Source organism: Pseudomonas sp. yb_2, from assembly GCF_043103905.1.
In the GTDB taxonomy this organism is placed as follows: domain Bacteria; phylum Pseudomonadota; class Gammaproteobacteria; order Pseudomonadales; family Pseudomonadaceae; genus Aquipseudomonas; species Aquipseudomonas alloputida.
Window position 1 is genome coordinate 73,871 of the sequence record NZ_JBICKH010000045.1, and the last position, 21,071, is coordinate 94,941.

Genomic DNA, 21,071 nt, shown 5'->3' on the forward strand with positions numbered 1-21,071 from the left:
AAGAACCACCGCCTGAATGACCCGGGGCATGTAGCGCACAGACGCCACAGCCCCGCGAGGAGACTGCATGAGCCTGCCCGCCGCGTTCCTGCGTGATGCCGAGCGCCTGATCCCCGCCGAACGCCGCTTCGACGACCCCACCTCCACCCTGGCCTTCGGCACCGACGCCAGCTTCTACCGCTTGATCCCCAAGCTGGTGGTGCGCGTCGAGTCCGAGGACGAAGTGGTCGGCCTGATCAAACTGGCCCAGCGCGAGCGGGTGCCGGTCACCTTCCGCGCTGCCGGCACCAGCCTGTCTGGCCAGGCCATCAGCGACTCGGTGCTGATCGTGCTCGGCGATAACTGGAACGGCCGCGAAATCCGTCGCCAGGGCGAGCAGATTCGCCTGCAACCCGGCGTGATCGGCGCCCAGGCCAACGCCTGGCTGGCCCCCTTCGGGCGCAAGATCGGCCCCGACCCGGCCTCGATCAACGCCTGCAAGATCGGCGGCATCGTCGCCAACAACGCCAGTGGCATGTGCTGCGGCACCGCGCAGAACACCTACCACACCCTGGCGGGCCTGCGCCTGGTGCTGGCCGACGGCACCCGCCTGGACAGCGAAGACCCGGCCAGCGTGGCCGCCTTCGAAAGCAGCCACGCCGAGCTGCTGGAAGCACTGGCCCGCCTGGGCCGCGAAACCCGCGCCAACACCGCGCTGGCCGAACGCATCCGGCACAAATACCGGCTGAAGAACACCACGGGCCTGTCACTGAACGCACTGGTGGACTACGACCAGCCGCTGGACATTTTGCAGCACCTGCTGGTCGGCTCCGAGGGCACCCTGGGCTTCATCAGCGCCGTCACGTACGACACCGTGCCCGACCACCCGCACAAGGCCAGCGCCCTGCTGGTTTTCCCCAGCGTCGAAAGCTGCTGCCGCGCGGTGCCCGTGCTCAAGCAGCAGCCGGTTTCTGCCGTGGAACTGCTCGACCGCCGCAGCCTGCGCTCGGTGCAGAACATGCCCGGCATGCCGCTGTGGGTAAAAGGCCTGTCGGACAATGCCTGCGCCCTGCTGATCGAATCCCGCGCCGCCAGCCAGAGCCTGCTGCACGAGCAACTGCAGCAGATCATGGCCTCGATCGCCGACTTCCCGCTGGAACAGCAGGTGGACTTCAGCGAAGACCCGGCCGTGTACAACCAGCTGTGGAAAATCCGCAAGGACACCTTTCCCGCCGTCGGTGCCGTGCGCCAGACCGGCACCACGGTCATCATCGAAGACGTGACCTTCCCCGTCGAGCAACTGGCCGAAGGCGTCAACCGCCTGATCCAGCTGTTCGACAAGCACCACTATGACGAAGCGATCATTTTCGGCCACGCGCTGGAAGGCAACCTGCACTTCGTCTTTACCCAGGGGTTCAACAGCGCCGAAGAAGTCGCCCGTTACCAGGCGTTCATGGACGACGTGGCGCAGCTGGTGGCGGTGGAGTTTGGCGGCTCGCTCAAGGCCGAACACGGTACCGGGCGCAACATGGCGCCCTTCGTGGAGCTGGAGTGGGGGCACGACGCCTACCAGCTGATGTGGAAGCTCAAGCGCCTGCTCGACCCCAACGGCATCCTCAACCCCGACGTGGTGTTGAGCGAAGACCCGGATATCCACCTGAAAAACCTCAAGCCGCTGCCTGCCGCCGACGAAATCGTCGACAAGTGCATCGAGTGCGGCTTCTGCGAACCGGTGTGCCCGTCCAAGGGCCTGACCCTCAGCCCGCGCCAGCGCATCGTCATGTGGCGTGACATCCAGGCCAAGCAACGCGCCGGCATCGATACCCGTGAACTGATGCAAAGCTACCAGTACCAGGGCATCGACACCTGCGCCGCTACCGGCCTGTGCGCCCAGCGCTGCCCGGTCGGCATCAACACCGGCGAGCTGGTGAAGAAACTGCGCAGCCAGGCCGCCGACCACGCTAAAACTGCCGACTGGCTGGCCGAGCATTTCCACACTGCCCTAAGCGGTGCGCGCCTGACCCTGACCGCCGCCAACACCGCACGCAAGCTGCTAGGCGCCCCGCGCCTGGGCCGCCTGAGTGCTTCGCTGAGCAAAGCCAGCAAAGGCCGCCTGCCCCAATGGACCCCGGCCATGCCGCAACCGCTGCGCCCGCTGGCCTTCGGCGCCACCAGCAACGACGCCCGCCCCCGCGTGGTGTACCTGGCCGCCTGCGTCTCCCGGGTAATGGGCCCGGCCTATGCCGACCGCGAGCAAAGCTCGCTGCTGGACAAAACCCGCGCCCTGCTGGAGAAGGCCGGTTACCAGGTGGTGTTCCCCGACAATGCCGACAGCCTGTGCTGCGGCCAGCCGTTCGCCTCCAAGGGCTACCCCGAGCAGGCCGAACACAAGCGCCAGGAACTGATCACCGCCCTGCTGCACGCCAGCCGCGGCGGCCTCGACCCGATCTATTGCGACACCAGCCCCTGCACCCTGCGCCTGGTGCAGGACCTGGGCGACACCCGGCTGGACCTGTACGACCCCGTGCGCTTCATCCGCACCCACCTGCTCGACCGACTGGAGTTCACCCCCCAGGACGAACCGGTAGCCGTGCACGTGACCTGCAGCACCCAGCACCTGGGCGAAAGCCAGGCCTTGATCGACCTGGCGCGGCGTTGCAGCAAACAGGTGGTGATCCCGGAAGGCATTCATTGCTGCGGGTTTGCCGGTGACAAAGGCTTTACCACCCCCGAGTTGAACGCCCACTCGCTGCGCAGCCTGAAGGACGCCGTGCAGTATTGCAGCGAAGGTATTTCCACCAGCCGCACCTGCGAGATTGGCCTGTCGAGCCACAGTGGTATCGACTATCACGGTTTAGTTTACCTGGTAGACCGCGTCACCCGGCCGCGCAGTATTTAGGGCGGAGGCGGTTCGCCGTGGGGGGTGTGGCGCCTGGGAGAGCGAGCGCCGCCCGCGCGGCGCATCGCGAGCAAGCTCGCTCCTACATCTGTTTCGGGCCAATTATTCCTGTGGGGTTAGCGCGCGAGCGCCTTGGCGCATGGCGTGATATCGCGTTGGCTACCACGGCGGTCGCGCGCGCCTGTCACAGGCGTAACTGGCCCGAAACAGATGTAGGAGCGAGCTTGCTCGCGATGCGCCGCGCGGGCGGCGCTCGATCTCCCAGGCCCCGAACATCCCACGCCGAGCACCTGCCCCCCCACACATCCCGATGGAACCCCCGCCAATCCCCCGCAGTCCACCTTACAGGCCCACCTTCCAGAGGCCCCAGAGGAGACACCCATGAAAGGTACCGCACTTTCGGCCCTGTTCGCGGCCGCCACCCTGCTGGCTTCGCCGGTGTTCGCCGCCGATGACCTCTGCGCCGCCAACCTGCAAAAGATCGACGACACCATGGCCACCGCCGGCGCCACTTCCGAAGGCCTGGACAAAGCCATCACCGAGCACGTCGACAAAGCCAAGGCCGCCCAGGCCTCGGGCGACACCAAAGAATGCATCGCCATTACCAGCAAAGTGCTGGAGCGCCTGGAAAAAACCGAGAAAGGCAGCGGCAGCAGCAGCGGCGGCGCGTGAGCCCAAAAGCGGGCGACTGGACCGGCTGTCGACGTCGCCCGCGCAATGGCGTATACTCCGTCTCACGTACCGTAAGGTGCGGTAGCGTAACGCTAGCGTGGGGCCGATTAGGATTCGACGCCGGTAGCGAAACTCTAGGTGCATGCCGAGTTGGTAACAGAACTCGTAAATCCACTGTTGCAACTTTTATAGTTGCCAATGACGAAAACTACGGCGCGGAGTACAAGCTGGCTGCGTAAGCAGTCCTCTTGACCCGTTGCTTCTGGTAGCTTCGGCTCCAGCAATCACTAGGGGATGCCTGTAAACCCGAAATGATTGTCATACAGAACAGGATCGTCGCGTAGCACGTTGTGGGCGAAGTGACTAAAACTTACACAACTCATCCAAAGCACCCTGCCCGTCGGGCGGCTGCGGATTAAATCAGTAGACACGGCTAAGCATGTAGTACCGACAGCGGAGTACTGGCGGACGGGGGTTCAAATCCCCCCGGCTCCACCAAATGATCAAAAAAGACGTCCACGGACGTCTTTTTTTGTGCCTGAAACCCATCAAATACGCGGCTTCCAGCGCTTTTGCGATCTTTTGAGAGTTTTTGAGTTCCAGCCCTTCGGGTATTCCAGACGGTATTCCAGCTCACTCAGTGCTAATCTTTGGAATACCGAATCAGTGCCTGAGGAGAATCTCATGCCTGCTCAAAACCTCCGTCTCTCCGATCGACAGCTCAAGGGAGTCAAACCGGCGCCCAAGGATTACGTCCTCACAGACGGTGACGGTTTGCAGCTCCGAGTCCGCAGCAACGGTTCGTTGCTGTGGAATTTCAACTACCGCGAACCGGTGACCAAGAAGCGCATCAACATCGGCTTCGGGACCTACCCCGAACTGTCACTGGCGAATGCACGAAAGATGGCAGTCGATGCGCGCGAGCTGCTCGCCCAGGGCATCGATCCGAAGGTGCAGCGCAATACGCTGAATGAAGCCAAGCGCGCAGAAACGGAACACACCTTCGAGAACGTGGCTACCGCCTGGTTCGAGCTCAAGAAAGACTCGGTCACCCCGGCCTACGCCGAGGACATATGGCGGTCGCTCACGCTGCACTTGTTCCCCGATTTGAAGACGACACCACTCGCGAAAATCACCGCGCCGATAGTGATCGGATTGCTTCGTCCAATCGAAGCGAAAGGTAGCCTGGAAACGGTCAAGCGTCTTAGCCAGCGGCTAAACGAGATCATGACCTACGGCGTCAACTCAGGCTTGATCTTCTCCAACCCGCTCAGCGGTATCAGGGCAGTATTCAAGAAGCCCAAGAAAGAGAACATGGCTGCGCTTCCGCCCGAAGAGCTCCCCGAGCTCATGCTGGAGATCGCGAACGCCAGCATCAAACGCACCACCCGCTGCCTGATCGAATGGCAGTTGCACACGATGACTCGCCCCGCCGAGGCAGCGACTACTCGATGGGCAGACATCGATTTTGAAAGGCGTGTCTGGACTATCCCACCAGAGCGGATGAAGAAGCGCCGCCCACACAGCATCCCGTTGAGTGATCACGCTGTCGCACTGCTGGAGTCACTGAAGACTCACAGCGGCCATCGCGAATACGTCTTCCCGGCAGACAGAAATCCACGCACTCACGCGAATAGCCAGACTGCCAACATGGCGTTGAAACGTATGGGCTTCCAAGATCGGTTGGTCAGCCACGGCATGCGCTCGATGGCCAGCACCATCTTGAATGAACATGGGTGGGACCCGGAACTCATTGAGGTCGCACTGGCGCATGTCGACAAGGATGAGGTGCGCAGCGCCTACAACCGAGCCGACTACATCGAGCGTCGGCGGCCCATGATGGCTTGGTGGAGTGAGTACATCCAGAAAGCCGCGACCGGTAGCCTTCTCGCGTCTGCTTACGGCCGAGTCCGCTAGGACCAGGGAGATGCAATTGCGGTAATGCCCTCCCTGAAAATGCACTGAAACGCAATCAGGAGAATCTGCTGGGCGGTTAGCAACTAGGCTTTATAGCTGCGCCGACTCAGCCTACAATCCGCTTCCCAGGCAGGATGGCAATCCGCCACATCCGGAACGCCTGATCACCTGTCGCATTTCTCACTCTGGCTCAAGGAAGTAGGCTGTCGATGTCAAAATTCAAACGCGAACATAACTACGGCTATCTGAATTTTTTCGAGATCGAGAAGAGTGGGCTTTATCGAGTCCAGAGAAAGTCAACAGGTGAGGAGATAATCTCCAAGAATTTTGGACTAGGAACCACCGAGGTGTTTCGCGCCCTTGCAGCCTGGGTCAAAGGAAGAGGATTTAAAGAAACAGCGCCCTGGCCAAGTCAAGGTGACTCTGGAAACGATCCAGTGATGTGTTACTGCCGAGAGATCAAAGAGTTTCCGAACGGCGACTTCATGGTAGTACTTTGGAAGCACGACCCTACCGACACTAAAGGGTTCAGAGGATTAGAATTAGGCAGCGATGGTAATCCGACAGGGAACTACATTACCAATGGCGCATCAAGCACTGGCGAGAACTATGTATGGGGCCACCCATGCTATTACTGGATCGTGCCAAGTAAGAACTCAGTAGTCTCCATCAAGTTCGATGATTCTAAATGCGATTCCGAGCTAATGCAAAAATGGGTTAATTACTGCGTCAGGTACCGCCTAAAATTCCCTGGGTACAATTCACGCCAACCGGGCGAATCAGAAACCCGAATCACTTTTAGCACTCCTCAGAACCCGGAAACATACAACCTCCTATACCGATTCAACACCAACATCAAAATATTTAAAACCAGCGAAGAATACCTAGAACAAATATGCGAATCCACTAGATACATGCTGCTGCGTAACGAAGTAGTAGTTAGCGACGGCGCGAAAAATCTAGAAATGAATACTGCAATTTCCACACGAGACGGACTTGACAAAGCTAACATTGAAATGTTTGGCTTTTTCCAGGCATTTATGGAAAAGTTTTTCCCTAGCCAAAAGGGATCAGACGACAACGTCAGGAAAGTGGAAATTAAGCTTGAGGCTACACCATCGTTATCTCAAATTAAAGAGTTAATGACATATTCTTCAAGCTTCAGCGAAGGAAGCTGGGCTGACATAATTTTTATTGACGAAAATGAAAATAGCACCTCTATTAAACATCACCGTATCGTGGAACGCGTTATCCTACCACCGACCATCGATGCTTACAGCTGCGACCAGCTCTATAAAGTAGTCTCTGAGGCGCGGGCCTCCTATTTACCTCTAGCAGACATACCCGCAACTGCAGTTGAATCTCAAGAGCTAGCTTTCGGTACTAACGAATGAAAGCCATTGTCGCTTGCTTCATAATTCCGATAATTTTGCTTATCTTCGGAATTGATATTGACAAAGAACTTAGCCCCACCATACTCGGCCTACTTGTAGGAATTGCAGGCGCAATTTTCACAATCATGAGTATCTGGGTGGCCTTTTTATACCCCAATGTCTTGAAAACGCTTAAAGGTGAAAATTTAGTCAATGTAGACTTCTCTGCTGGCGGGGAGGAGACGTTACGGCTAAAGGAAATAATAAGCGTTATCGTGCAATCAGCAACCACGATGATATTATCGATTATCATTATGGTAGTGATGTCAACACATCAAAAGTTTGGCTTCACAACCCAAGTAGCAATACTAAAAGCCTGCCAGTTTGGGCTTTTATTTATTTCCGGACTGCAAATCTGTGCGTTGATAAGCACAATACGTATCAATCTTTCATTTATGGACGCCCTGGAAAGTCAACGAAGCAAAAGAGCCAAAGACTGGGACGTATAGTGCAATCAATTTAAACTTCGAAGCAGTGGCCAACAACGAGATTCTGCAAAGCATTTCGGCTTCAATATTTTTTATTGAATCAGAGCATCACAAACCCTACGAATGGCCTAATTTGAATTTTCGTAGCCTCATGCTTACCCGCGGGTCCATCCAAACAGGGCTGCAAAGCCGCCCTGTTTGGATGGACCTCACCTAAAAAGATCAAAAGCACCACATCTGCCACTGAGTGCTACGGTGCCCCGTACACGCCCAATGCCATTTTCAACCAAAAAATCTAGCGGGCGAGTCGCTTGACCCCCTCTGATTGCGGGCGTAGAAAAGACAGTGCAAAGGCTGTCGTTGACAGCACCCCAGGTGACCCGAGCCTTCAAGGTCACGCTGCTCTCGCGGTGGTTCTCCCCAAGGGCGATTAGCATTCGGCAGCTCGCCCGGTCACTACCCATGTGATGGATGCTCTTACACTTATAGCGCTCGTGCGCCAGATACACCGTACCTCGCTGCCCTGCAGCAACCTATCCGCTTGGCCGAATATTGCGCCAACCTGTGCCCGTCTCTTTCTTCTGGAAAGAGACGGGCACTTCTACCACTGCTGCAGCCCTTATCGCACAAGGCTTTGCGGCATTCCCCCTCATGACAATCGGCGTGACAAACGCCGATGTCACCAGCATCAGCGCTGTAGATGATGGTGCCGCAGACCAAGGAATGGACTGCACCTGACTGACAGTCAGGTATGCCCCGGTCATCGCATTGCTGCTTGCACATGGCTCAGGATCTTCAGGCGCTGATCTCGTCAACCAGTGCTGCCTCCACCCGCCCACCGGCAACGGTGTACAGGAGGCCAGATCATGAGATGCCCTTGCTCCCGGACGTAAGGAGCCGCCAGTCCCGCGAAGAGGACATTCCCCACAGGTCGCAGGGGCCTTGATCCCTGATAACACTCAACATTCTTGGCGGGATGACGTGGGGCGCGGATCGGAGATCGGACGATGAGGTGACCGATATGGCATTGGTGGGTAGGCGCGATGGCCGCAATTTCGGCTACGGCAGGCAACTGAGCTATGCAGGGCCGCAGGCGTTGAAAGACATGTTCGGCGGCGGCCATTACGGCACAGTCAAGGCGCACTGTGATCGGTGGCAGGCATTCGTGAAATGGTGCCGCTCAGAACAGGGGCCGGGTATGAATGATGCGCGGCAGATTGATCGGAAGGTATTGGCGGACTATGCGGCGTATCTGCGCGACGTGGTTAGGCGCGGTGACCTCGCCATCAGCACCGCACAAAATCGGCTTTCCAGCGTTAACAGGGCCATGGCGGCGCTCCGCGGTGATCAGCACGTGAAGTTGCCAAGTCCGAGTAAGGCGTTGGGTATGAAGCGCACCGGGGTTCGACAGTCGGTGCCAGAAGGCCAAGACCGCGAGCAGGTTAAGCAGATCGTCGACGCACTTTGCAATCGTCATCAGCTACGAGCCGCTGCGATCGTTCTGTTGGCTCGAGCCGCCGGCATGCGCTTGCGTGAAGCCATCTTAGCTGATCTGCCACGGTTAAGCCGTGAGGCTAACGAATTAGGCAGAATTAACATTCAGGATGGCACCAAAGGTGGCCGCGCCGGGGCATCGGCGCCACGTTGGATTGGAGTGAATGACCAAGTTCGCGAGGCTCTGAGGTTTGCATGGCAGGTGTCGCCTGTGGGTAGCCGTAACCTGATTGCGCCACACGAAAGCTACCTAATTTTTCTGCAAAAAATTATCCGTCCCGCGCGGGACATCCTGCATGCCCACAACCTCAAAGGCCTCCATGAGCTACGAGCGGCGTATGCATGTGAGCGCTATGAACAAATCACACAACACCATGCGCCTATAAATGGCGGCCAATGTTGCCAGGTAGATAGGAACTTAGATCGTGAGGCCCGGGGACAGGTCAGCTATGAGCTGGGGCACGGGCGGATCGATGTGGCCGCAGCCTACATTGGTGGTCGGACATGAGTGAGCCATTTGACATGGAGCTGTTTTTGGCTGGAGTACTGACTGGCTCACACGTGACTCGGCAACGCCATGTGCGACAGTCAAAAATTATCCAGGCTGAAATTGCAGAGCGCTGGCAGCGAAGAACGCCTTGGGCTTGGCAGAGGAAGCATCTAGTGTGGTTCCTCAAGCATCGTATTAGTCAGCGAAGTGAAGAGACGCGTTATTACTATTTGCTGACGATAAGGCTGATTGCTCGGCGTTTAGGGAAGTCATGGATTTTCAGTCTCTGAGTAAGGCCGGTTCCTATAGATCTCGACAGACCTTACGAAAAACCTTTCCGAATACGCCACCTCCTTAGTTCAAATATCCTTACACCTCATCATCTCGGAACATTATCTAACAGCACCCAAGCCGCTTTAAAAACCTCAATAATATCGAGAGCCACACTCACCAAAACCGAAGCAACTCCCGAATAACAAATAGCTGCAACTATCACGCCAAGCTCAAAATACATAAATCCAACACCACCTTGTAACTCGAACCTTTTCTTAACTACTAGCCTCATCAAGTGCTTCTTGGGCAAATGATAAAAAACTCCCACCAAATCCAAATCACGAAAAACCTTGACCACCGCATAACACGAAGCAACGATTACAATCGCGATAACACAAAGCCCAACCACATCGCCATACCGACCTTCAAGATTAGGCATTCGACTTGTGGCTAGACTACTAAACAAGGAGAATATCGCCACTTCGACAAAGTACAATAACCCAACCAAAAACACTCCCCACACCCCTAGAAAAATTGAAGCCCTCGCTATCCAACGTCGCATTTTTAAACTGTAACGGGTATGCGACCGCTGATTTTCAATTAACATAAATGAAAACAGTGAAGTACCTACAGCAATTGCGCCATCGAGGTATGCAACCCCTGTTTTTGTAATCAACCACGCCCCAACGAGAGTGACAAGTTTACTAATTACCTTCCACTGAAATTTTTTATCTTCGCTAAGCCCACTCCAAAAATCTTCGGTAATACCAGCATTTCGTCGACGCCTAACGCTCATAACTCCCCCTTGAGTACTCATCCATTAAGTTTCCCCTCACACATTAAAGCCCTAGCCGTATTACTTACCCCATGGGGACAAGGCGACTGACAGAGTACACCAGAGAGTCGCATAAGGGTTTCAATTCTTTAAAAGTCTACCAGCCAGATTAGGTTGGGCAAGGGAATGAAGTACTTCAGTTAATCCCACTTCAAAGTCGGCTTACGCTGAGAACGAGGTTTCCTCCAAAACCGGTGAGCCAGGTGGACGTGCGCTTTTGGTGGCCTGTCATCGATCAGTCCAAATAGGACCGCTCACCTATCGTGCAAGCACGAACAGCTGCCCCGTTCAGCGCAGATAGCGAACACTGCCAAGCAATCAGGCCGGCAGCAGGTGAAAAGCACAAAAAACCTGCGAAAGCATCAAAAAGTCTTACAATCCAAGGCCGAGTTTCCTACACATTTCCCCACCGATACCCAAGAGATAGCCCCCGTGAGTGACTCAGACATCTCATCCACGCCATTGGTTGATGTAGTGAAGCTTGCCGCATCCCTTCAACAGTTTGCAGAAAATCGCGACTGGCAGCAGTTCCACTCCCCCAAAAATCTCATCCTGGCTCTCACTGGCGAGGTAGGCGAGCTGTGCGAGATTTTCCAATGGATGAGCGACGCCGACTCGATCTCCGCCGCAACAGATCCCGAAATCGGCCAAGCCGTGAAGGACGAACTGGCAGACGTACTGATGTACCTGGTTCGCCTGAGCAGCGTACTCGGCATTGACCTCAACGAGGCCGTGACACAGAAACTCGCCTCGAATGGCCAGAAGTACCCCGTAGAGAAAGCCAGAAGCAACAGCAAAAAGTACGACCGACTCTGACCAACACGCACCTAAGGACAACCCGTGATCGTTTACGCTGCGACCAAACAGCAATTTCTCAAAGACAACGATAACGATGACATTGAGGAGGTGATCCTCAGGCATTATAAGGAAGCAACCGGCAAGAACGTTGGCACCTCGGAAATCAGGTCGTGGCAAGGGTCCCTAACGTACATGGCCAAGGTCCTTAGAGATGATGGCCTGCCGAGCGATGCGGGCCTGGCCATTGAATTGCACATTCCGCAGTCGTCGAAGCGAATCGACTTTCTACTCACCGGTCGCGACGAAAAACAGGCAAAAAAGGCCGTACTGATCGAGCTGAAGCAATGGAGCAAGGCCAACGCCACGACCAAAGACGCCATCGTCAAAACGGCGTTGGGTGGCGGCCTTATTGAGACCATTCACCCGTCCTATCAGGTATGGTCCTATGCAGCGCTGCTGGAAGGCTTCAACGAGGCGGTGTATGACAAAAGCATCGAAATCCGTCCGTGCGCCTACCTCCATAACTACGTCAGCGACGGGGTCATAGATTCAGCCCACTATGAGCCCCACATCAGCAAGGCTCCGCTGTTTCTGAAAGGCCCGGAAGAGCTCAGTAAACTCAGAACCTTTCTGAAGAAGCATATACGTCATGGCGACAACAAAGAGGTTCTTTACGAGCTGTCCGAAGGAAAAATTCGCCCATCCAAGGCGCTAGCCGAAGCCCTCGGGGGGTTGATGAAAGGCAAACCCGAGTTCGTGTTGATTGATGATCAGAAAGCAATTTTTGAGTCGGCGCTGGCGGCGGCAAGCGAGGCCTCGGACCAAGCACCAAAGGTGATGATCATCGAAGGTGGGCCGGGCACCGGGAAGACTGTCCTGGCTATCAATCTGCTGGTGAAGCTCACCGAATTGAAGCTGATGAGCAAATACGTCTCCAAGAATGCTGCCCCTCGCAAGGTCTACGAAAGCAAACTGGTTGGCACCATCAAGCGCAGCCATTTCTCGAATTTCTTTTCAGGCTCTGGGGCATTCATCGACACTGAGCCCAACACATTCGATGCGCTTATCGTGGACGAAGCTCACCGGCTGAATGAGAAAAGCGGGCTTTATGGAAACCTTGGGGAAAACCAGATCAAGGAGCTGATTGACTCAGCGAAATGCTCCATTTTCTTTATTGATGAGGACCAGCGTGTAACCTTGAGCGATATCGGCAGCAAGCAGGCGATACGCACCTTTGCAAAAGCCAAGGGTGCTGTGGTTGAAGAACACGTGCTGTCTTCGCAGTTTCGCTGCAGTGGTTCTGACGGTTACCTGGCATGGCTGGATGACACGCTGGGCATTCGCTCGACGGCAAATCCGACGCTTGAGACCCAAGAGTACGAGTTTAAGGTGTTCGACTCACCTCAGGCGATGCATGACGCAATCAACGAGAAAAACCACGGAAACAAAGCTCGTGTGGTCGCGGGCTATTGCTGGCCTTGGTTGAGTAAAAAAGACCCCACCGCTGCTGATATCGTGATTGGTGACTACAAACGCCAATGGAACCTGGATCAGGATGGCAGCCTGTGGATCATCGCTGAGAACTCCATTGAGCAGGTTGGTTGCATTCATACCTGCCAAGGTTTGGAAGTCGACTACGTCGGGGTGATCATCGGGCCAGACCTAGTCGTACGTGACGGCGAGGTAGTGACATCCCCAGATAAGCGCGACAAGCATGATAAATCGATTCGCGGCTGGAAAAAAATGATGAAAGAGCAACCTATCCTCGCGAAAAATGAAACAGACCTGATCATCAAGAATACATACCGAACATTGATGACGCGCGGGATGAAGGGTTGCTACCTGTACTGCACCGACAAAGAGACGGCGAAATACTTCGAGAGTCGGCTTAGCCAATACAGCAATCATTGACGGTATCGTTTGCTAGGAGCCCCTGTGCCGGCGAGCGCAGGGGCAACGATCAACCGTGCGACCATCTGCTTTATAGATTCGGCCCCGATTCGTTTTTGGGCGCGGTTCTCAAAAAGCACCGTCCATCGGAATCCAGGCCACACAGCGTTCCAACTGGCATTCCAAGCAAGTTGACCAAAAAAATATTTATCAGCCAAAACAATTAGATATTTACTGGTTTCAAATTACCCCGGCACTAGACACCAAAAAAATACAACACAAGCCGACACCCCGGCCTTTAACCAGCCCCCTCCGACAACCCCGCCTCTAACCGTTCACCCAAACCCTAACCCTCACTCCATAACGCCCTCTTCTTTAAGGCTCAGCCGAAACGTATCCCGAGCAGTCTTCCCCACATACTTCGTCAACGCATAATTCGCCGTGCCACCCACTACAACCCCAATCCCAAAAGGAATCACTTTAGCGGCAGCCTTCTGGGTGAACGTAATCCCGATCTTCTTGAACAAATCCTTGATCACTTGCAAAACCGGACCCGTGAGGTACTTCTTGACCATCCGCACCCCGGCTTTGCTGGCGATTCGGGTCGTTCCCGTAGTCCCCATCTGCTCCAGCGAACCATAGAGGGCGATGATGTACGACATGTGCTTGGCGTCCTCATTGGACATCTTCCCGTTGATCGCCACCGCCAGGCACATCGTCATATCAATCTGAAGCTTCATGCACACCGAAATGTCCGCCAGCCCGCCGCCCACAGCACTCACCGCAGTTCCGATACCCGGGATAACACCCGGCAGCGCAGTGGCAGCACCAGAGGTGGCGGCCAATTTTGAGTAGCGGCTGATAATCTTGTCGACCACCGTGTCCTCGATTTTCTGCTCCGAGGCAGACGGCGAGGCCTTGCGCGCCTGCGCCTGGTACTGGGCGACCAGCTCCCGCGCATCTTGGGGACTAATGGCAATGGCTTCCACCATCTTCATCAACGACGAGCTGCTTTCTACTACTTCAGTGGTCATGCCGGATTCCGTTCGTAACATGGTTTGCCAACTGCCCGCAAAAGCGAAGCATGGGTATCAAGGCGGTCAACATGGCGTCTGGCGCAGGGTCTCACACGATCCGATACTGGCTGCGTCGCTAAAGGTCCGTGCCCCGCGCAGGGTTGCAGCAGCCCTTAGCGCTCAAGAAGCCGCATGGCTGATGAGGCATAATGCCATCATTTGATTGTAAGTCTCCACCGGGCCAGGTGAAATCGGCTTTGAACCGTTCCGTAGGCATTCAGCACTGCACCTGCCCAAGCAGCGGCCTATTCAAAAGCCTCCCTTAACGGCCTTGTGTCACAGCCATGTCCTGCAAAATGACCACCTTGCGCTGCAACTGCGCAACATGCTCTCGCTCCGCCCGCAACGCTGACCGTAGCTCGCGGTTCTCCATCTCCCAAATTTGCAGCCAACGCAAATCCCGCTGGCAGTGCTCCACCTTCTTGCCAAGCTCCCCCAGCTTCAACCCTTGCTGGATCAGCACCAGCAGGATGATTCCCATTGCCACCAAGGCCCCCGTCGCAACCACTTCCGGCATCGTCATGTTCATGTCCTTTGATGCCTCCGATGCATTCCGAAGGCGAGTCAAAGGTATGTAATGAAAAACTACACGTCTAGAATGTAGACTTATACAGGTAAAGTAATCGCGCACATGGAGAGGGTATGAAACGCAAGCAATCCATCGAGCAGGTACGCTGGGACCTGGCACTTCGCTATCGTTTGATCGAGACCGTTGCCTGGTGGGAAGGCCGGCTGACCACGGGGCATCTGATGCAGAGCTTTGGCATCAGCCGCCAGCAGGCGTCGAAGGACATCAATACCTACATCACCGAGCATGCGCCCGAAAACTTGACGTATGACAAGCAGATCAAGGGCTATGTACCGAGCGAGCAGTTCGAGCCGCGGTTCATCGACAACAGCGCCAGCGCCTATTTGCACCTGCTGTACCAGAACAATGAGCGCGCCCCGCACATCGACGGGCTGGCACTGGCCTATGCGCACACCCGGGTGCTGGAAGTACCCGATCGCCCAATTCGGCCAGAGGTGCTGCGCCCATTGCTCAAAGCCTGCCGTGAAGGCCTGCGCCTGGAAACCGAATACGTGTCCTTCAACACCCCCAACGTCGAGGTACGCCTAATCGCCCCGCACACGCTGGTGTACACCGGCATGCGCTGGCACGTGCGGGCTTATTGCGAAAAGAACGGCCAGTACCGCGACTTCGTGCTGAGCCGCTTACGCGGGCAACCGGACTTGCTCGACGCATCGCCGAACACGCGTGAGCAGGATGAAGACTGGAATGTGGAAGTGCCCGTCATCTTCGAACCTGATGGGCGGTTGAACGCGGCGCAGAAGGCAATCATCGAAACCGACTTCGGCATGACGGATGGGCAATTGGTGGTACCGAGCCGCAGGGCGTTGGTGAAGTATGTGTTGCAGCGGTATCAGATCGACCACCGCAACATGGCGATACTGCCCGAGGCCCAGCAACTGGTGGTGAGCAACCTCAAGGAATTGAAACAGTGGTTGATGAATGACTAATAGCTGAATGCCGGGGCCGAGAGTTGCTGCCGCAAGTCTCAGCCCGGCACACGCGCTCAGCTACGACCACCTGCTCCAGCGCTTGCTGGGGTTATCAGGGCTCATTTGCGCAGCAATTCGTGCCTGAAACGTGCTTCCAGCGAGGGGATTTCAAGCAACACATCTTCGTCTTCCCACACATCGTAGGAGCGTTCCATCTCAATGTTTCCGGCCATGAAATCTTCATCGAAAGGGGCATCATCATCGATTTCCTCGTAGAGCGACGAGGTGTAACCCTTGATCCAAAGCTTGCGCTTTTCTGCACTGACCACATAGCCGGAAGAGTACTCACTACCCAGCAGGCGCTGGGGCTCCGCAGAGCCTTTACGGCCAAGGGCGGTAATGGCAATGACCAGATGCGCCAGTTCATCCATGTCTGGGCAGACGAACTCATGAAACGCTGGCCAAAACTCCATATCGGCGTCAGAAGCGCGCCAACCTTTCGCATCGTTGACCTCGCTCAGGTCTTCGTAGGGGTGCGAATGGAACGTGCCGATGAGCTCCAACTGCGGCCAGTACTCTGCGAAGAAGTCGCGCTTCATCGCGATGGATTCGAAATCGGGCTTTACCCATTCCGAGTGCCTGAGCGCCGAGGTTTCGACCGTGGCGACCACCGCAACCAGGCGGGCAGGAAGGTTGTTGCGCACGGGTAAGGCATACCCCCACAGCAAGCCGAATGTTTCGAGCTTCTTGTTGCTTCGTCCCCGCGCGTGCGCCCTGTGCGACACCTCGTACGCCTCGATCGCCGAAGTAAGCAACTGCGGCAGGACATGATCCTCAATAATTACCTGTGTGCGCATTTATTCCTTCCTGGGAGTTGTTGATGGCTTGCGCCGCGTTATCAATGCCCAGGACACGCCAGGCGGATAATGGCAAATAGCCTTTATCCTACCTTATTTAGCTGATCAGAATACGGTGGAGGCTGGCCGAATGCCCAGCGTCCACCCGGTACACATTTCCCCTACCAGCTATAACTCACCTTCGCCGTAACCTCCCGCCCCGGGTTGTAGTAATTCGCCGTCCCCGACCCCACCACATGCTGCTCGTCAAACAGGTTGCTCACATTCAGCGCCAGGTCGGTCCCTTTGGCGATCTTGTAGTTCAGCGCCGCATCAAACAACGTGGTCCCATCGCTCTTCTTGGTATTGGCAGCATCCATGTAGTACGCCCCCACATACCGCGCGCCCAGGCCGACACTCACATCAGTGCCAGGTATGTCGTAGTAGCTCCACAGCGATGCGGTGTGTTTGGGCGCCGTGGTGAACTCATTGCCCTTCAAGGAAGAGCCGTCATACAGCGACCCGCGCAGCACTTCGGACTCCATGTAGGAGTAAGCACCAATCACGCTGATGTCTTGCGTGACTTGTGCCTTGGCTTCCAGGTCAAGGCCACGCACGCGTGACTCGCCCACCGTCTGCTGCTCGATGATGCCGCTTGGCAACACCACGGCAATGGTGACGTTCTCTTGGGTCAGGTCATAAACAGCGGCGGAGAAGAGTGCGTCCATGCCCATGGGCGAATACTTGATGCCCACTTCGTATTGCTTGCCGGTCTGCGGGGTAACGCCCACTTGCGGGGGCGAGACGGACTCCACCATGCTCACGTAGGTCGACACTTCATCGTTGACGATATAGGTCAGTGCCGCGCGGTAGGAGGTTTCGGAGAAGTTGTCCTTTTCCGTCTGCTCGCCACCGATGTATTCCTTGCTCGACAGGTCCATCGAGTCATTACGCACGCCTGCGGTCGCGATGACGCGGTCAAAGAACGACAGGTTCTGCTGCAGGAAAACCGCCTTGGTGGTGGCGTCATTCTTTTTGCGGGTATAGGGCGTGATGCCGCCGGGCACGCCGGTGAATACCGGGTTGGCGATGTCGATGGAGGGCGCCAGGCCGTAGACCGAGCTCTGTTTGGTCGTCGAGTCGAGGTACTCGACGCCCACCAGCGTGCTGCTGTCGATGTGCTCGAACTGGGCATCGTACTGCAGCATCAGGTTGCCGTTGAGCTGATCGGCATCGCTGTCGGTGCCGAAGACGTAACGTGGAATGGTGGTGCCAACACGCGAGGCGTTGTCGCTCAGGTAGACATAGCCGAAGTCATCGGTCAGCTCGCTGTAGCGCAGGTTGCTGCGCAGGGTGAAGCCGTTGTCGAAGTCGTGGGTAATGTTGCCGCTCAGGCTGGTGCGCTCGACATCGTGGAAGTTGTAGCCGGGCTCGCCGTAGAAGTCGCTGCGGTCGTACTCCTTGTCCAGCGGGTAGCCACCGCTGTTCGGCGAGCTGTTGGTCTTCAGGTAATCCAGCACCACCGTGCCCGAGGTGAAGTCGGTCGGCGCCCAGGTCAGGCCGCCCATCACGAAGCGGTTATCGTCCTGCGAATGGTCGTACTCGCGGTCGCTGTTCTGCATCTTGGCCGTGAAGCGGCCGGCCAGGGTTTGTTCGTCGTTCAGCGCATCGCCTACATCAATCCCGGTTTCGGCATGGTCATAGGAGCCGTAGGTCACGTAGCCTTGGCCAAACTTCTCGAAGCGCGGTTGCTTGGTCACGAAGTTCACCGAGCCACCCGGGTCTGCCGGGCCGAACAGGGTGGAGTTGGCACCCCGCAGAATTTCGATACGCTCGTAGGCGTAAGGGTCTTCGCGCACACCGCGCATCGAGCTGAGGGTCAGGCCGTCTCGGTAGGTGGTGGCCTGGAAGCCGCGGATCAGGAAGTAGTCGTTGCGGTCGTCCGAACCGTAGTAGTCGCTGACCACGCCGGGGGTGTATTGCAGCGCCTCTTCGGTGGTGCTGACGCTGCGCTGCTGCATTTCCTTGTTGGTCACCACAGACACGGACGCGGGCGTGTTGAGGATGCTGGTCGCCACCTTGCCCCCAACCCACAGCTCCTTGGCAACCACCGAGTTGGCGTCATCGTCAGCGCTGGCCTTGACCTTGGCATTGATGATGACAGGCGCCAGACGGTAGTCCTCGGTCGCGCCCAGTTCCAGCGGGCCGGCAGGCTTAGGCTGCGGTATTACCAGGTACGCATTGGGGCCCTGCGGCTCAAACTGCAACTCGGTTCCGCGCAGCAGCGACGACAGCGCCGACCGCGTATCCAGCGCGCCCTGCACCCCGTTGGTATTGCGGTTGGCCACGTTCTGCGCATCGAACGAAAGGCTGATGCCCGCCTCGCGCGCAAAGCGGTCCAGTGCCGGCGCCAGCGGGCCCGCGGGAATGCTCCATTGCTTGAGCGGGCTGTTGTGATCAGCGCTCAAAGGCTGTGCAAGCGACGGCAGTGCGTAGGTGCTGACTGCCAGGCCCAATAGTGCAGCATGCAGGGCACGACTCAAGGGGTGGCGCTGTGGAACCGGGGTAAAACTCATTCTCTCGCTCCGTGTCGGGGGTCGGCGGGCTGGCCTGTAATCCGGCCTTCTCTACATGCCGAACGAGAATGAGAAAACACCTCATTTATTTTCAATGAATTGCGCTAGCGGGGCGGGTACCTGCGAGCACCTGTTAATCCAAACGCTCTCTCAAACCAAAAAACAAAGGGCACCCATCCTCGGGTGCCCTTTGCCTTACAGCCAGGTGAACTGAATCACCCCATCGATCGCGCGCCCACCGGTTGCGCATGGCCCCTCGACGTCACGATCCCCAGGAAGGAAATCACGATCGCCAGGCCCAATGTCGAGCTCACTTCCGCCCGATGCTCAGGCGTGTACATCATCACCGCCAGCGCCCCTGCGATGAAAATGATCACCGCCCAGGTCAGGTACGGGAACAGCCACATGCGGAACTTCAGTTCGGTGTTCTCGCGCTCCAGTCGGCGGCGCATGCGCAGCTGCGAGATGGCGATAACCATGTACACCAACAGGGCGATGGCACCAGAGCTGGCCAGCAGGAACTCGAACACGCCCTTCGGCGCGAAGTAGTTGAGGACCGCGATGGCCGCACCGATCAGGGTGCTGCCGAACACTGCAGCACGCGGTACACCGACCTTGGAGGTCTTGTTGAGGAAGGCCGGGGCGTCACCGCGCTTGGCCAGCGAAAACATCATCCGCGAAGCGATGTAGATGGACGAGTTCATGCAGCTGGTAACGGCTACCAGCACCACCAGGTCGACCATGAACGCGGCGTTGGGGATGTTCATGATTTCCAGCGCACGCTGGTACGAACCCACCACCGCCAGCTGCGGGTCGTTCCACGGCACCACCGAAATGATCACGAAGATCGACAGGATGTAGAAGGTGCTGATACGCCAGATCACCGAGCGGGTGGCCTTGGCGATGTTGCGCGACGGGTCGCTGGACTCGGACGCGGCGATGGTCACTGCCTCGGTGCCGATGAAGCTGAACATCACAGTGATGAACGCACCCACCACTGCCGACCAGCCTTTCGGCGCAAAGCCGCCGTACTCGGCCATAAGCCCGCTCAGCCCACTGACCTCGCGGTTGGGCAGCCAGCCCATCAGCGCGGCGAAGCCCAGGCCGATGAAGCCCAGGATGGCGGTGACCTTGAGGATGGCGAACCAGAACTCGAACTCGCCGTACTTGGCCACGCTGAACAGGTTGGTACCGGCCAGCAGCAACACCGAAGCCAGGGCGAAGATCCAGCTGTCCACCTGCGGGAACCAGGCGTTCAGCACATGCCCGGCGGCCAATGCTTCGATAGGAATCACCAGTACCCAGAACCACCAGTACAACCAGCCGATGGTATAGCCGGCCCAGCGGCCAATGGCCTGGTCGGCATAGGTGGAAAACGATCCGGTGTCGGGGTGTGCCACGGCCATTTCGCCGAGCATGCGCATGACCAGTACCACCAAGGTCCCGGCCACGAAATAGGAAATTATGGTTGCTGGGCCGGCTGCCGCGATGGCATGGCCAGAGCCGACGAAAAGTCCGGCGCCGATGATGCCGGCGATGGACAGCATCGTTACGTGACGTGGCTTGAAACCTTGTGCAAGGTTGCCATCAGATCCCACGGTGTTCATTGATGTTGTTCTCTTTTTGCTGACACAAGGAAGGACGGGCAGGCGTAGGCGAAAAATATCTCCTTTGAAATCAATAAGTCGACACGTTGTTCGCGCGCTGTTGTTGATATTTGGCACGCGTCACAGAGCAAGGTGTCAGTGCGGTTCGGGGTTCATTTAATCCCCGCATGGCTGTGGGGAATTACACGAGAACGCCACGGAACTGTTCGATCACGACAGGGCATTTCCATCAACGCCAGATGTCGCGAATGGCATATCTGATCGCGCCACAGGCCCAAATGGAGGTTTTGTTTTGCATTTGGATGTGTTGCCGGTGCCGATATCTTCGCCGCACGCCGACGCTCGATGAACCCGCTTCTGCAAGCCGC

The 21,071-nt window shown here is 56.8% G+C and carries 16 protein-coding genes and 1 other RNA gene; 11 read left to right on the plus strand and 6 right to left on the minus strand.

Annotation, left to right across the window (positions count from 1 at the left end; all coding sequences use genetic code 11):
- The first annotated feature begins 67 nt into the window (after nt 1–67).
- The 8 genes from ACF8FB_RS11060 (at nt 68) to ACF8FB_RS11095 (ending at nt 9,602) form a co-directional block, all read left to right on the plus strand.
- Complete coding sequence (locus ACF8FB_RS11060; protein ID WP_392511335.1) at nt 68–2,878, plus strand: FAD-binding and (Fe-S)-binding domain-containing protein; 2,811 nt, start codon at nt 68–70, stop codon at nt 2,876–2,878.
- 381 nt (nt 2,879–3,259) lie between these two features.
- On the plus strand, nt 3,260–3,550 hold the full coding sequence (locus ACF8FB_RS11065; RefSeq protein ID WP_392511336.1) for a hypothetical protein: 291 nt from the start codon (nt 3,260–3,262) through the stop codon (nt 3,548–3,550).
- Nucleotides 3,551–3,649: 99 nt separating this feature from the next.
- Nucleotides 3,650–4,048, plus strand: a transfer-messenger RNA (tmRNA) gene (ssrA, locus tag ACF8FB_RS11070).
- A gap of 186 nt (nt 4,049–4,234) precedes the next feature.
- A complete protein-coding gene (locus ACF8FB_RS11075; protein WP_392511337.1) occupies nt 4,235–5,467 on the plus strand; it encodes an integrase domain-containing protein in 1,233 nt (410 codons plus the stop codon).
- 209 nt (nt 5,468–5,676) lie between these two features.
- Nucleotides 5,677–6,861 (plus strand): hypothetical protein, encoded by a 1,185-nt coding sequence (locus tag ACF8FB_RS11080; protein WP_392511338.1) that lies wholly within the window; start codon nt 5,677–5,679, stop codon nt 6,859–6,861.
- A complete protein-coding gene (locus ACF8FB_RS11085; RefSeq protein ID WP_392511339.1) occupies nt 6,858–7,349 on the plus strand; it encodes a hypothetical protein in 492 nt (163 codons plus the stop codon). Before ACF8FB_RS11080 ends, ACF8FB_RS11085 begins: the two co-directional genes overlap by 4 nt.
- Nucleotides 7,350–8,349: 1,000 nt before the next feature.
- Nucleotides 8,350–9,330, plus strand: a complete 981-nt coding sequence (locus tag ACF8FB_RS11090) for an integrase domain-containing protein (RefSeq protein ID WP_392511340.1) — start codon at nt 8,350–8,352, stop codon at nt 9,328–9,330.
- Nucleotides 9,327–9,602 carry a hypothetical protein gene (locus tag ACF8FB_RS11095; protein WP_392511341.1) on the plus strand — a complete coding sequence of 92 codons (276 nt, stop codon included), beginning with the start codon at nt 9,327–9,329 and terminating at the stop codon, nt 9,600–9,602. Before ACF8FB_RS11090 ends, ACF8FB_RS11095 begins: the two co-directional genes overlap by 4 nt.
- Nucleotides 9,603–9,691: 89 nt before the next feature.
- On the opposite strand, the gene ACF8FB_RS11100 is transcribed toward ACF8FB_RS11095, so the two are convergent.
- Nucleotides 9,692–10,381: a hypothetical protein gene (locus ACF8FB_RS11100; RefSeq protein ID WP_392511342.1), complete on the minus strand. Its 690-nt coding sequence runs from the start codon at nt 10,379–10,381 to the stop codon at nt 9,692–9,694.
- A 471-nt stretch (nt 10,382–10,852) separates the two neighbouring features.
- Between ACF8FB_RS11100 and ACF8FB_RS11105 the strand changes: the two genes are divergently transcribed.
- Both ACF8FB_RS11105 and ACF8FB_RS11110 read left to right on the plus strand, forming a co-directional pair.
- The gene (locus tag ACF8FB_RS11105; RefSeq protein WP_392511343.1) at nt 10,853–11,236 is read left to right on the plus strand and encodes a nucleotide pyrophosphohydrolase; all 384 of its coding nucleotides are present in this window, start codon (nt 10,853–10,855) and stop codon (nt 11,234–11,236) included.
- Between the two features lie 24 nt (nt 11,237–11,260).
- Complete coding sequence (locus tag ACF8FB_RS11110) at nt 11,261–13,129, plus strand: DNA/RNA helicase domain-containing protein (protein ID WP_392511344.1); 1,869 nt, start codon at nt 11,261–11,263, stop codon at nt 13,127–13,129.
- A gap of 332 nt (nt 13,130–13,461) precedes the next feature.
- Here ACF8FB_RS11110 and ACF8FB_RS11115 read toward each other — a convergent pair whose 3' ends face one another.
- Nucleotides 13,462–14,142 (minus strand): EcsC family protein, encoded by a 681-nt coding sequence (locus tag ACF8FB_RS11115; protein ID WP_003249877.1) that lies wholly within the window; start codon nt 14,140–14,142, stop codon nt 13,462–13,464.
- Between the two features lie 304 nt (nt 14,143–14,446).
- On the minus strand, nt 14,447–14,707 hold the full coding sequence (locus tag ACF8FB_RS11120) for a hypothetical protein (protein WP_017147968.1): 261 nt from the start codon (nt 14,705–14,707) through the stop codon (nt 14,447–14,449).
- Nucleotides 14,708–14,826: 119 nt separating this feature from the next.
- On the opposite strand from ACF8FB_RS11120, the gene ACF8FB_RS11125 reads away from it, so the two are divergent.
- On the plus strand, nt 14,827–15,702 hold the full coding sequence (locus ACF8FB_RS11125) for a WYL domain-containing protein (RefSeq protein WP_014859377.1): 876 nt from the start codon (nt 14,827–14,829) through the stop codon (nt 15,700–15,702).
- Nucleotides 15,703–15,803: 101 nt separating this feature from the next.
- On the opposite strand, the gene ACF8FB_RS11130 is transcribed toward ACF8FB_RS11125, so the two are convergent.
- From ACF8FB_RS11130 to ACF8FB_RS11140, 3 genes are all read right to left on the minus strand, one after another.
- Entirely contained in the window at nt 15,804–16,541 is a 738-nt protein-coding gene (locus ACF8FB_RS11130) for a hypothetical protein (RefSeq protein ID WP_003249871.1), read from the minus strand.
- Between the two features lie 161 nt (nt 16,542–16,702).
- Complete coding sequence (locus ACF8FB_RS11135) at nt 16,703–19,096, minus strand: TonB-dependent siderophore receptor (RefSeq protein ID WP_392510543.1); 2,394 nt, start codon at nt 19,094–19,096, stop codon at nt 16,703–16,705.
- A 215-nt stretch (nt 19,097–19,311) separates the two neighbouring features.
- Nucleotides 19,312–20,703, minus strand: coding sequence for an amino acid permease (locus tag ACF8FB_RS11140; protein ID WP_014592477.1), 1,392 nt, complete (start codon nt 20,701–20,703; stop codon nt 19,312–19,314).
- Nucleotides 20,704–21,071: the final 368 nt, after the last annotated feature.